At 67.7% G+C, this 12,440-nt stretch carries 12 protein-coding genes; 4 read left to right on the top strand and 8 right to left on the bottom strand.

The window, feature by feature from the left end:
- Nucleotides 1-37 precede the first annotated feature (37 nt).
- On the top strand, nt 38-1,378 hold the full coding sequence (locus tag ABQE44_RS16335) for a lipase family protein (RefSeq protein WP_448430848.1): 1,341 nt from the start codon (nt 38-40) through the stop codon (nt 1,376-1,378).
- Here the strand turns inward: ABQE44_RS16335 and ABQE44_RS16330 are convergent.
- Genes ABQE44_RS16330 through bioB form a run of 3 tightly spaced genes read right to left on the bottom strand, consistent with a single transcriptional unit; the run spans nt 1,344 to nt 3,234 of the window.
- Nucleotides 1,344-1,976, bottom strand: a complete 633-nt coding sequence (locus tag ABQE44_RS16330; protein ID WP_448430846.1) for a DUF2567 domain-containing protein — start codon at nt 1,974-1,976, stop codon at nt 1,344-1,346. The genes ABQE44_RS16335 and ABQE44_RS16330 overlap by 35 nt on opposite strands.
- 60 nt (nt 1,977-2,036) lie before the next feature.
- The gene (gene bsaP / locus ABQE44_RS16325) at nt 2,037-2,228 is read right to left on the bottom strand and encodes a biotin synthase auxiliary protein BsaP (protein WP_448394395.1); all 192 of its coding nucleotides are present in this window, start codon (nt 2,226-2,228) and stop codon (nt 2,037-2,039) included.
- A gap of 10 nt (nt 2,229-2,238) precedes the next feature.
- Complete coding sequence (gene bioB, locus ABQE44_RS16320; RefSeq protein WP_448430844.1) at nt 2,239-3,234, bottom strand: biotin synthase BioB; 996 nt, start codon at nt 3,232-3,234, stop codon at nt 2,239-2,241.
- Between the two features lie 73 nt (nt 3,235-3,307).
- Between bioB and ABQE44_RS16315 the strand changes: the two genes are divergently transcribed.
- Nucleotides 3,308-3,907, top strand: coding sequence for a TetR/AcrR family transcriptional regulator (locus tag ABQE44_RS16315; RefSeq protein ID WP_448430842.1), 600 nt, complete (start codon nt 3,308-3,310; stop codon nt 3,905-3,907).
- Here the strand turns inward: ABQE44_RS16315 and ABQE44_RS16310 are convergent.
- The 5 genes from ABQE44_RS16310 to ABQE44_RS16290 all read right to left on the bottom strand — a co-directional run bounded on the left by ABQE44_RS16310 (nt 3,874) and on the right by ABQE44_RS16290 (nt 8,089).
- Complete coding sequence (locus ABQE44_RS16310) at nt 3,874-4,284, bottom strand: hypothetical protein (RefSeq protein WP_448430840.1); 411 nt, start codon at nt 4,282-4,284, stop codon at nt 3,874-3,876. The genes ABQE44_RS16315 and ABQE44_RS16310 overlap by 34 nt on opposite strands.
- 136 nt (nt 4,285-4,420) lie before the next feature.
- Nucleotides 4,421-4,927 carry a 2'-5' RNA ligase family protein gene (locus tag ABQE44_RS16305; RefSeq protein ID WP_448430839.1) on the bottom strand — a complete coding sequence of 169 codons (507 nt, stop codon included), beginning with the start codon at nt 4,925-4,927 and terminating at the stop codon, nt 4,421-4,423.
- A 2-nt stretch (nt 4,928-4,929) separates the two neighbouring features.
- Complete coding sequence (gene bioD / locus ABQE44_RS16300) at nt 4,930-5,598, bottom strand: dethiobiotin synthase (protein WP_448430837.1); 669 nt, start codon at nt 5,596-5,598, stop codon at nt 4,930-4,932.
- On the bottom strand, nt 5,595-6,743 hold the full coding sequence (locus ABQE44_RS16295; protein ID WP_448430835.1) for an 8-amino-7-oxononanoate synthase: 1,149 nt from the start codon (nt 6,741-6,743) through the stop codon (nt 5,595-5,597). Before ABQE44_RS16295 ends, bioD begins: the two co-directional genes overlap by 4 nt.
- Nucleotides 6,744-6,796: 53 nt before the next feature.
- Nucleotides 6,797-8,089 (bottom strand): adenosylmethionine--8-amino-7-oxononanoate transaminase, encoded by a 1,293-nt coding sequence (locus tag ABQE44_RS16290; protein WP_448430833.1) that lies wholly within the window; start codon nt 8,087-8,089, stop codon nt 6,797-6,799.
- Between the two features lie 23 nt (nt 8,090-8,112).
- On the opposite strand from ABQE44_RS16290, the gene ABQE44_RS16285 reads away from it, so the two are divergent.
- Nucleotides 8,113-10,290: an acetyltransferase SucT gene (locus tag ABQE44_RS16285; RefSeq protein WP_448394387.1), complete on the top strand. Its 2,178-nt coding sequence runs from the start codon at nt 8,113-8,115 to the stop codon at nt 10,288-10,290.
- On the top strand, nt 10,290-12,437 hold the full coding sequence (gene glgX / locus ABQE44_RS16280; protein WP_448394386.1) for a glycogen debranching protein GlgX: 2,148 nt from the start codon (nt 10,290-10,292) through the stop codon (nt 12,435-12,437). The genes ABQE44_RS16285 and glgX overlap by 1 nt, the downstream gene beginning before the upstream one ends.
- Nucleotides 12,438-12,440: the final 3 nt, after the last annotated feature.

Genomic DNA, 12,440 nt, shown 5'->3' with positions numbered 1-12,440 from the left:
TAGCTTCTTAAAGCTTTCTTAAGGTAGAAAGGACCGAATGGACCTGGGCAGCGCCGCACCGGCAACCGGTGCCGAGTGGATCGGCCGCGTACCGCACGAGGACCTGGTCCGCGGTGGTAGCCGCCCGAAACTGCCTGTCGACGACCCGTTCTATGAACCACCGGCTGGTTTTCAGCATGCGACGCCGGGCACCGTGCTGCGCAGCCGCGACGTCGAGTTGGCCTTCTTCGGCCTGATCCCGCAGAAGTTCACCGCCACCCAGGTGCTTTACCGCACCTCCGACATGAACGGAAACCCGGAGGCGACCGTCACCACGGTGATCGTGCCTGCTGAGCGCACGGACCGGCCGGTGGTTCCGGTGTTGTCGTACCAGTGCGCGATCGACGCGGTGACGTCGCGCTGCTTTCCGTCGTATGCGTTGCGCCGCGGGGCCGTGGCGCCGGGTGCGCTCGCGCAGGTCGAGTTCTTCCTGATCGCCGCCGCGCTGGCCGAGGGCTGGGCGGTTTCGGTGCCCGACCACGAGGGCTCGCGCGGCATCTGGGGCACCCCGTTCGAGCCGGGCTACCGCATCCTCGACGGCCTGCGGGCCGCGGTGAGCTGCGAACGGCTGGGCCTGGCCCCGACCGCGCCGATCGGGCTGTGGGGTTACTCGGGCGGCGGTCTGGCGTCGGCGTGGGCGGCCGAGATGCACGCCCAGTACGCCCCCGAGCTCAACATCGTCGGCGCCGTGTTGGGCTCGCCGGTCGCCGATCTCGGCCACGCCTTCCGCAGGCTCAACGGAAGCCTGTACTCGGGGCTGCCCGCGATGGTGGTCGCGGCGCTCTCGCACGTCTATCCCGACCTCGACCGGGTCATCCAGGAGCACGCCACCGACGAGGGCAAGGCGATGCTGCTGCGGGTGCAGAACATGACCACTGCACACGCGGTGTTGCGGTTGATCGGTATGGACATGGACAAGCTGGTCGATATGCCGCTCGAGGCGATCCTCGACATGCCCGAGGTCAAGAACGTCTTCGACAGCATCAAGCTCGGCACGGCGGTGCCCACACCCCCGGTGTTGGTGGTGCAGGCGGTGCATGACCGGATCGTGGCCGTCGACGACATCGATGAGCTGACCGAGATGTACATCTCTGGTGGGGCCTCGGTGACCTACCACCGCGACATGTTCAGCGAGCACATGCTGCTGCACCCGATGTCGGCGCCGATGGCGTTGCGCTGGCTGATCGATCGCTTCGACGGCAGGCCGGTCAACGAGCATCTGGTGCGGACCAAGTGGCCGACGCTGCTGAACCCGATCACCTACGTGGGGATGGCGCGGTTGGTGAAGATCGCCGCCAAGGTGATCACGGGGCGGACGGTGGAGCGCCGCCCGCTGTGAGGGCAGACCCGACCGGCGCTTCGTCGATCGGCGGCCACGCCCCCAGGTCGTCGCGCGGGGTCGCGACGGCGATCAGTGAGTACACCAACGCCGCGGTGGCCACGGGAAACATCAGCGTCACGGCGATCAGCAGCGGCGTATGCCCGAAGAACACCGGCGGCGCCTCGACGACATAGTGGACGCGGTTCTCGGGTGAGACTGGTGCCGCCGCGACGTCGATGATCCCGTAGCGCATGCGCACCAGCACGGCACCCACCACCGCGGCGACGGTAGCGGCGGCCGCGCAACCGATCGAAAGCGCCGCTGCCAACATCGGGCCGCGGTGCGCGCGCCACTGCCAGACCAACACTGCGGCCACCACCGCGACGACGCTGGTCATGCCGAGGAGCAGAAAGGCCGCGGTGAAGAAATGGTCGCCTTCGTTGCCGAGGTAGGCCCGGATGCGGTCCCCGTCTTTGGTGAGCGCGATGACGCCGTGGATCGCCGGCGCCAGCCAGCCCCAGAGCGCCCCGACCGCCACACCGGCCAACGTCAGCCCGGCGACGATGATCACCGCCGCGCGACGACGTGAAATACGGGGTGCACCAACATCATTCATCGCAATCCTCGGCTCTTCGCGCAAGCGCTCATCGCAATCCTCGGCTCTTCGCGCAAGCGCTCATCGCAGCTCCACGTCCTTGGAATCGGTGACGCCGTGCCGGGAACATTTGGCCGACCAGCCGTCGGGGCGCACCTGAACGATCATCCGGCGACCGCACTCGGCGCAGTACCGGGGCGGTTCCAGCCCAAGCTGGGCCGCGGTCGGCACCATGGTGCCGTCGGGTTCGCCGGTGTAGACGTTGAACGCCATCCAAGAAGTCTTACAGGGTGGCGTTGAGCGCCTTGATCGGCATCTGCAGATCGTCGAGCAGTTCCAGGTCGGACTCGGCCGGGCGGCCCAACGTGGTCAGGTAATTGCCGACGATGACGGCGTTGATGCCGCCGAGGATGCCCTTCTTGGCGCCCAGATCGCCCAGCGTGATCTCGCGGCCCCCCGCGAAACGCAGCATGGTGCGCGGCAGCGCGAGCCGGAACGCGGCGACGGCCTTGAGCGCCTCCGACGCGGGCAGCACGTCCAGATCTCCAAACGGGGTGCCCGGCCGTGGGTTGAGGAAGTTCAGCGGCACCTCGTGCGGGTCGAGTTCGGCGAGGTTGGCGGCGAACTCGGCGCGCTGCTCGAGGGTTTCGCCCATGCCGAGGATGCCGCCGCAGCAGACCTCCATGCCGGCGTCGTGCACCATCTGCAGCGTGTCCCACCGCTCTTCCCAAGTGTGGGTGGTGACGACGTTGGGAAAGTGCGACCGGGCGGTCTCGAGGTTGTGGTTGTAGCGGTGCACGCCCATCTCGGCGAGCTGATCGACCTGGTCCTTGGTGAGCATGCCCAGCGAGCAGGCGATCTGGATGTCGACCTCGTTGCGGATCGCCTCGATACCCGCCGCGACCTGAGCCAGCAACCGCTCGTCGGGACCGCGCACCGCGGCCACGATGCAGAACTCCGTCGCACCGGTCTTGGCGGTCTGCTTGGCCGCCTCCACCAGGCTCGGCACATCCAGCCACGCGCTGCGCACCGGTGACGCGAAAAGTCCTGACTGCGAACAGAAGTGGCAGTCCTCCGGGCAGCCGCCGGTCTTGAGGCTGATGATGCCCTCGACCTCGACGTCGGGTCCGCACCAGCGCATCCGCACGTCGTGGGCCAGGGCTAGCAGGTCGTCGAGCCGGTCGTCGGGAAGCTGCAGCACCTGCAACGTCTGGTCCTGGTCGAGGCCTTCGCCGCGCTCGAGCACCTGTTCGCGCGCCTGAACCAGAATGTCGTTCACCGGTGGGCTCCTCCTGTTTCTTGAACACGTCGGCGAGCCGACAATTGAACGCTGTTCAGGTTAGGGTACGGGCGTGCAGCTGACCAAACGCGACGTGGTGGCGGCCGCCGCCGCCCTGCTGGACAACTACGGGCTCGCCGACCTGACGATGCGCCGGCTGGCCCGCGAGCTCGAGGTCTCCCCCGGCGCGCTGTACTGGCATTTCGCGAACAAGCAGGAGCTGCTGGGCGCGGTGGCCGACGGGATTCTCGACGGGGTGTCTGCTGCCGTGGACGTCGTCGATGTATGCACCCGGCTGCGGAATGCCCTGCTGTCGCATACCGACGGTGCCGAGTTGGTGTCGGCCAGTTTCGCCGCGGGTCAGTCGGAGGCGATGAAGCAAGTTCTGGCGTCGCTCGCCGCCGCGGCGGCCGAAGCCGGCCTAGACGGCACGCACGCCGAACTGGCCGCTCGCACGGTCGTCTACTACGTGCTGGGCTTCACCGTCGACGAACAGTCGCGGTTGCAGTGGGACGCCGCAGGCGCCGAGTTGCCCGACGAGCAGTCGGTGCTGAGCGACGACGCCGACGCACGCTTTGCGTTCGGGTTGCGCCTGCTGCTGAACGGTATCGCCGCCGAACGTGAGCTCGTGCGCGAAGCTCACCAGCCCGCGTCGTCTGGAAGCACCTCATAAAACTCGCCCAGGTTGGGTGCCACGCCAGGACCGGAATCTGCACCAGGGTCCTCGAACCACACGACGACTTCCGGCTCGGTAAACGTAAACGGAGCCCTCCCGACGCTGATCGGTCCGTTCGGCACGCCGACGAGATCACCGGAGCCACCGGTGAAGTCGCCTGTCGACTGCTCAGACGGGGTGAACGTCGCAGACGGCGGATCGATGGGCGTCATGTCGAAGTCGCTCGAGGCGAACGTTTCCGAACCCGGATCGGTGCTGTCGTCGGCGGCGGCGATGGCCGTCGAGATGAACTGCGCCGCGCCCGCGGCCGCGGCTGCGGCCACCGCTGCGAGGGCCCAGCGCGCGGCGCGCTTCGTCGAATGTCGTGAATTCATGGTTTCTCCTGCCGGATAAGGATTGCTGATTTTTCCGCTGCCATCAGCGTGCCGAGCTACGGACAGGAATTCACTCCGCTGATCGACTGATTAGGGGGATGAATGTCGGCTCCCGCGATCGGAGGACGCAGACTCCTCAGATCGCGAATTCGCGCTTGGTCTCGCCGACCCAGCGGCGCAGTCCGACGATGGTGCCCTCGATCTCGGCGGGTTTCCCCGCGATCCGAACCGCGCGACCCATCTGGGCAGGCACGACCCGCCGCGCCAGCGTGGTGTGCGGGGTCCACTGCCCAGGAAGCGAGTTGGCCATCGGCGCGGGGTGTACATGCGGTAGCGCCAGTTGGTACACCTCGGCGTGCATTTCGAGCAGCCCGACGGTGGGCACGAGCAGACGGGTCAGGATCAGCTTCGCTCGCCCGAACAGCAACGGTGCGCCGATCCGCACCGGCATCGGCAGCCGCGCGGCCACCGGCGCCAACAGCGCGTCGACCTCAGGATCGATGCGCTCGGCGACGACCAGCGTCGCGTGTGGTCTGCTCGCCGGCGCCTGGCTGGGAATGTCGGCTTCGCGCAGTTGATCCCAGATGCTGCGGATCGTTGCCTCGGTGTCGGCGTCGAACACCAGCTCAACGGAATGCACCATGGCTAAACCAGGCTTTTGACCCAGTCGGCGTCGAAAGCGTTCGCGCTCATGGCCTCGAACTGCGACGCGCTCATCGTCCCCGCGCCAGAGCGCAGCACACCGCGCAGCGGCGCCAGCCCCGCCAGCGCCTCACGGTTGCCCTCCTCGGCGGTACCGGGATCTGGCGGCCACGCGCCGATCACCAGACCAGCACATGAAACATGTTGCGCAGCAAGGGCTTCCAGAGTCAACGCGGTGTGGTTGAGGGTACCGAGCCCGGCAGCGACGACGACGAGCACCTGCGCGCCGAGATCTGCCGCGACGTCGCGCAACGTGACTCCGTCGTCCCCCAGCTCGACGAGCAGCCCGCCTGCCCCTTCGACGAGCACCAACTGCGCACCGACACCGCGCACCGACGCCAAAAGTTCCGCGCGGCTGGGCAGCGCCATGGCCGCCCGCTGTGCAGCCGCGCGCGGCGCCAACGGTTCCGGATAACGCCAGCCGCCGTGCAGCGCGGTCACCCCGGACAGCCGGCCCACGTCGGCGAGATCGTCGTCGCGGCGGCTTCCGGTCTGCACGGGCTTGCACACCGCCACGTCGATACCGGCCAACCGCGCCGAACACGCCAGCGCCGCGGTCGCCACCGTCTTTCCGACGCCGGTGTCGGTCCCGGTGATGACGAGCGTGCTCACCGGCGGGCTTGTGCGAGCACGTCGGCCAAAACCTCACGCGCCAACGCAATCTCGTGCTCCGTGAGCGACGCCCTGGCCGTCAGCCGCAGCCGCGAGGTGCCCGCGGGCACCGTCGGCGGGCGAAAACAGCCGACCCGCACCCCGCGGTCCAGACATGCCACCGCGGCGGCCAACGCCACTTCCGGCTCACCGAGGACCACCGACACCACGGCCGAGTCCGGTCGTGTCGGCACGCCGCACACCGACGCCAGCGTCTGCGCGTGGGCGAGCACGTCGTCGGCGCGCTGCGGCTCGGCGATCAACACGTTCAGCGCCGCCCACGCCGCCCCGACGGCCGCGGGCGCCAGGCCGGTGTCGAAGATGAACGGCCGCGCCGCGTCGATGAGATGGTCGCGCACCGCGGCGGGTCCGAGCACGACGCCGCCCTGGCTGCCGAGGGCCTTCGACAGCGTCGTCGTCATCACGATGTCGGGCGCACCGGCCAACCCGACCTCGTGCAGCAGTCCGCGTCCGCCGGTGCCGCGCACCCCCAGCCCGTGCGCTTCGTCGACGATCAGCAGCGCGCCGTGCCGCCGGCAGACGTCGTGCAGCGCCCGCAGCGGGGCCAGCACACCGTCGGCGGAGAACACCGAGTCGGTGACCACCACCGCGCGCTGCTCGTCGCGGCCGGTCAGCACCGCCTCCACCGCGTCGACGTCACGGTGCGGGGTGACCGCCACCCTGGCCCGCGAGAGCCGGCAGGCGTCGACCAAAGAGGCATGCGTCAGCGCATCGGATACCACTAGCGACCCGGCCCCGGACAGCGAGACCACCGCGCCGATGTTGGCGGTGTAGCCCGAGGAGAACACCAGGGCCGATTCGGCACCGACGAAGTCGGCGAGCGCCTGCTCGAAGCCTTCGTGCAGTTCGGTGTTGCCGGTGACCAGCCGCGAGCCGGTGGATCCGGCGCCCCAGGTGCGCAGTGCGGCCACCCCGCCTTCGATGACGTCGGGGTGCTGGGACAGGCCGAGGTAGTCGTTGGACGCCAGGTCCAGTTCGGTGCCGACGGGTGCTCGGGCGCGCAGCGACCGCCGCAGCCCGGCCTCGCGGCGCTGCTGCTCGACGTCGTCGAGCCACGCCAGCGGGGATAGACCTGCGCGCGTCACCTGAGCACCTCCCGGGACTTGAAGACGTCGGCGAGCCGACCATTGAACACCGTTCAGGTTAGTGCACGGGCGACGGCGAGCATCGCCGAGCAGATCTGCGCGATCTCCTCGGGCGTGCAAATGTAGGGCGGCATGACGTAGATGAGGTTGCGAAACGGACGCAGCCACACCCCGTGCTCGATCGCGACGGGCGTGGCCACCTCCAGATCCACGGGGCTTTCCATCTCGATGACGCCGATCGCGCCCAGCACCCTGACGTCGGCGACGCCGGGCAGCGTCGCGGCGGGCGCCAGCCCCGAACGCAGGCCGTCCTCGATGGCGCCCACGCGCGCCCGCCAGTCGTCGTCGCGGAGAAGTTCCACCGACGCCACCCCGACCGCGCACGCCAGCGCGTTGGCCATGAACGTCGGGCCGTGCATCAGCGCGCCGGGTTCGGAGCCGCCGATCGTCTGCGCCACTTCGCGGGTGCACAGCGTGGCCGCCAGCGTGATGTAACCGCCCGTCAGCGCCTTGCCGACGCACATGATGTCGGGGGTGATCCCAGCGTGGTCGGCGGCGAACAGTTCGCCGGTGCGGCCGAAGCCGGTGGCGATCTCGTCGAAGATCAACAGCACGTGGTGGCGACGGCACATCTCGCGAAGGTCGCTCAGATAGCGCGGGTCATGGAATCGCATGCCGCCTGCGCCCTGGACCACGGGTTCGACGATGACGGCCGCCAGTTCATCGGCGTGGCCCGCAAGCTGCTTCTCGAACACCTCGCTGTAGGCGGGGTCGTAGTCCGACGGCACCTGCGGCGCGAACACCTGCCGGGTGAGCACATCGGTCCACAGCTGGTGCATGCCGCCGTCGGGGTCGCAGACGCTCATCGGCGTGAAGGTGTCGCCGTGATATCCGCCACGCCAGGTCATCAGCCGGTGCTTGGCAGCGCGGCCCATGCTGCGCCAATACTGCAGCGCCATCTTCGCCGCCACCTCCACCGACACCGACCCGGAGTCGCTGAAGAACACGGTGTCCAGCCCGTCGGGTGTCAGCTCGACCAGCAGCTGGGCGAGCCGCGCGGCGGGTTCGTGGGTCAGCCCGCCGAACATGACGTGGTTCATGGTGGCGAGCTGCTCGGTGATCGCCGCGTCCAGCACCGGGTGACCGTGGCCGTGGACGGCGGTCCACCACGACGCCATCGCGTCGAGCACCTCGACGTCGCGGCCGCGGTGGTGCAGCGTCAACCAGGCGCCGCGCGCGCCAACGGCGACGACCGGAGCCTGTGCGCCCGCACCGATCCTGCTGTACGGATGCCAGACGTGCGCGGCGTCGACCGCGATGATCTCGGCAGGCGTCATTTTCGGCACCTTAGGTAGATTATCGGTCAACCATGATGACCCTCGCCCCTCCCCGGCCGGCGTCTGCCACCGGACCGGGACAGTCCTCGCGCGCCAATACGGCGAACACGAGTGCGCGCGCATCGGGGTTCTACCGGCACGACCTCGACGGTCTGCGTGGCATCGCGATCCTTCTGGTCGCGGTCTTTCACGTGTGGTTCGGGCGGGTCTCCGGCGGCGTGGACGTGTTTCTTGCGCTGTCGGGATTCTTCTTCGGCGGAAAGCTGCTGCGCGCGGCGATGAAACCGGGGGCGTCGCTGTCGCCGGTGCCGGAGGTGACGCGGCTGGTGCGGCGGTTGCTGCCGGCGATGGTGGTGGTGCTCGCGGCGTCGGCAGTGCTGACGATCCTCATCCAACCCGAAACCCGTTGGGAAGCCTTCGCTTCCCAGAGCCTGGCCAGCCTCGGCTACTACCAGAACTGGGAGTTGGCCACCTCCGCGGCGGACTACCTACGCGCCGGTGAAGCCGTCAGCCCGCTGCAGCACATCTGGTCGATGTCGGTGCAGGGCCAGTTCTACATCGCGTTTTTGATCCTGATCTTCGGGTTCGCGTACCTGTTCCGTCGCATCCTCGGGCGGCATATGCGGGCCGTGTTCGTCGCGCTGCTGACCGCGCTGACCGTCGCGTCGTTCGTTTACGCGATCTTCGCCCACAACGCCGATCAGTCGGCCGCCTACTACAACAGCTTCGCGCGGGCGTGGGAATTGCTGCTCGGTGCGTTGGTCGGCGCGCTGGTGCCCTACGTGCGCTGGCCGATGTGGTTGCGCACGACGGTCGCGGTGGTGGCATTGGCCGCGATCCTGTCCTGCGGCGCGCTGATCGACGGGGTCAACGAGTTCCCCGGCCCGTGGGCGCTGGTGCCGGTGGGCGCGACGGTCCTGCTGATCCTGTCGGCGGCGAACCGGGCGGCCGATCCACACACCGGTGGCCGGATGCCCGCGCCCAACCGGTTGCTGGCGTCGGCGCCGTTCGTCTCGCTCGGATCGATGGCGTACTCGCTGTACCTGTGGCACTGGCCGCTGCTGATCTTCTGGCTGGCCTACACCGGGCACAACAGTGCCGGCTTCCTCGAGGGTGCCGGCGTGCTGCTGGTCTCCTGTGTGCTGGCCTGGCTGACCACCAAGTACGTGGAGAACCCGCTGCGTTACCGCGCTCAGGCGTCGTCGGCGCCTGTGGTGCCGCTGCGGATCCGGCTGCGACGGCCGACGATGGTGCTGGGCTCGATGGTCGCGCTGCTGGGGGTCGCGTTGACCGCGACATCGTTCACGTGGCGGGAGCACATCATCGTCGAACGCGCGAGCGGCAAAGAGCTGGCCGGTCTTTCGTCACGCGATTATCCCGGTGCCCGCGCGCTGGTCGAGAAGGTTCGGGTGCCCAAGCTGCCGATGCGCCCGACGGTGCTGGAGGCCAAGAACGACATCCCGCAGACCACCACCGACGGCTGCATCAGCGACTTCGACGACGTCGACATCATCAACTGCACCTACGGCGACAAAGACGCCATCCGCACCATCGCGCTGGCCGGCGGATCGCACGCCGAGCACTGGATCACCGCCCTCGACCTGCTCGGCCGCCTGCACCATTTCAAGGTCGTCACCTATCTGAAGATGGGTTGCCCGTTGAGCACCGAGAAGATGCCGAGGGTGATGGGCAACAACCGGCCGTACCCGAAATGTCGCCAATGGAATGAGCGGGTGCTGCCGCAGCTCATCGCCGATCGGCCCGACTACGTATTCACCACATCCACCCGGCCGTGGAACATCAAACCCGGTGACGTGATGCCGAGCTTCTATCTCGGCATCTGGCAGGCGTTCGCCGACAACGGTATTCCCGTGCTGGCTATGCGGGACACCCCCTGGCTGGTGCGCAACAACAAGCCGTATCTGGCCGCCGACTGCATCGCCAACGGCGGCGACGCCACGTCGTGCGGGATCAAACGGTCCGACGTGCTGTCGTCGCGCAACCCCACGCGCAACTACCTCGCGCGATTCCCGAACCTGCGCCCGCTGGACATGAGCGATGCGGTGTGCCGCAAGGACATCTGCCGCGTGGTGGAAGGCAATGTGCTCGTCTACCACGACGCGCACCACATCTCCAGCACCTACATGCGCACGATGACGGCCGAACTCGGTCGTCAGATGGCCGCCGCCACCGGCTGGTGGGTTGATTGATGACATCAGGACGCGCACCGGTATTGACCGTATGGCCCGGTGCGCCTTACCCGTTGGGCGCCACCTACGACGGTGGCGGTACGAACTTCTCGCTGTTCTCGGAAGTGGCCGAGAAGGTCGAACTGTGTCTGATCGCCAAGGACGGCACCGAACAGCGCATCGCACTCGACGAAGTCGACGGCTACGTGTGGCACTGCTACCTGCCCACCGTCGTGCCGGGGCAGCGCTACGGCTATCGGGTGCACGGGCCGTGGGACCCCGCGGCAGGCCACCGCTGCGATCCGAGCAAGCTGCTGCTGGACCCGTACGGCAAGTCCTTCCACGGCAACTTCGCCTTCTCGCAGGCGCTGTACTCCTATGACCTCGACGCCGAGGACCCGGCGTCCGGCGGCGTGCCTCCGCAGGTCGACTCCCTGGGCCACACCATGACCAGCGTGGTGATCAACCCCTACTTCGATTGGGCGTCGGATCGCGCACCACGTACCCCGTACCACGAGACGGTGATCTATGAGGCGCATGTCAAGGGCATGACCCAGACCCATCCCGGCATTCCCGAGGAGCTGCGCGGCACCTACGCCGGCCTGGCGCATCCGGTCATCATCGACCACCTCAAGTCGCTCAACGTCACCGCGATCGAGCTGATGCCCGTGCACCAGTTCCTCCACGATCACCGGCTGATCGACTTGGGTCTGCGAAACTATTGGGGCTACAACACGTTCGGCTTCTTCGCCCCGCACTACGAATACGCAGCGAACAAACATGCCGGCGGCGCGGTCGCCGAGTTCAAGGCCATGGTCCGCGCGTTTCACGAAGCCGGGATCGAGGTCATCCTCGACGTGGTCTACAACCACACGGCCGAAGGCAACCACCTGGGCCCCACGCTGAACTTCCGGGGCATCGACAACACCGCTTACTACCGCCTCGATGACGACGACCTGAGGTTCTACAAGGACTTCACCGGCACCGGCAACAGCCTCAACGCCCGCAACCCGCACACGCTGCAGTTGATCATGGACTCGCTGCGCTACTGGGTGCTGGAGATGCACGTCGACGGCTTCCGTTTCGACCTGGCCGCCAGCCTGGCCCGGGAGTTCTACGACGTCGACCGCCTGAGCGCGTTTTTCGACTTGGTGCAACAGGATCCGGTGGTCAGCCAGGTCAAGCTGATCGCCGAACCGTGGGACGTCGGCGAGGGCGGCTACCAGGTGGGCAACTTCCCAGGTTTGTGGACCGAGTGGAACGGGAAGTATCGCGACACTGTGCGTGACTACTGGCGGGGCGAGCCCGCAACCCTGGGTGAGTTCGCCTCGCGGCTGACCGGATCGTCGGACCTCTATGAGGAGACCGGCAGGCGCCCGAGCGCCAGCATCAACTTCGTCACTTGCCACGACGGGTTCACGCTGGCTGATCTGGTGTCCTACAACGAGAAGCACAACGAGGCCAACGGCGAGGACAACCGCGACGGCGAGAGCCACAACCGGTCGTGGAACTGCGGTGTGGAGGGCCCGACCGACGACCCCGACATCCTGGCGCTGCGCGCCAGGCAGATGCGCAACATCATGGGCACGCTGATGGTGTCGCAGGGCACACCGATGATCTCGCACGGCGACGAGGTCGGCCGCAGCCAAGGCGGCAACAACAACGTCTACTGCCAGGACTCCGAAATCTCGTGGATGGACTGGTCGTTGTGCGAGAGAAACGCCGACCTACTGGAGTTCACCCGCAAGGTCGTGCAGTTGCGCACCGACCACCCGGTGTTCCGCAGGCGACGGTTCTTCGAAGGTAAGCCGATCCGCTCCGGCGACCAGGTCCGCGACATCGCGTGGCTGACCCCCGCGGGTGAGGAGATGACGCTGGAGGACTGGGAGCACGGTCTCGGCAAATGCGTCGCGGTGTTCCTCAACGGGGATGCCATCACGACACCGGATGCGCGCGGTCAACGTGTGGTCGACGATTCGTTTCTGCTGTGTTTCAACGCCTACGACCAACCGCAGGACTTCGTCGCACCGACGGGGTACTACGCCGCTCAGTGGAGCGCCGCGCTGGACACCGCGCATCCCACCGGCGCCAGCGATCTGGTGGTCGGAGCGGGCGAGAAGATCTCCCTGCAGGCGCGGTCCCTGCTGGTGATGCGTAAGACCGCCTAGCGT

The sequence above is a fragment of the Mycolicibacterium sp. XJ2546 genome (assembly GCF_053483195.1).
This window is presented reverse-complemented; position numbering and strand designations above follow the sequence as displayed.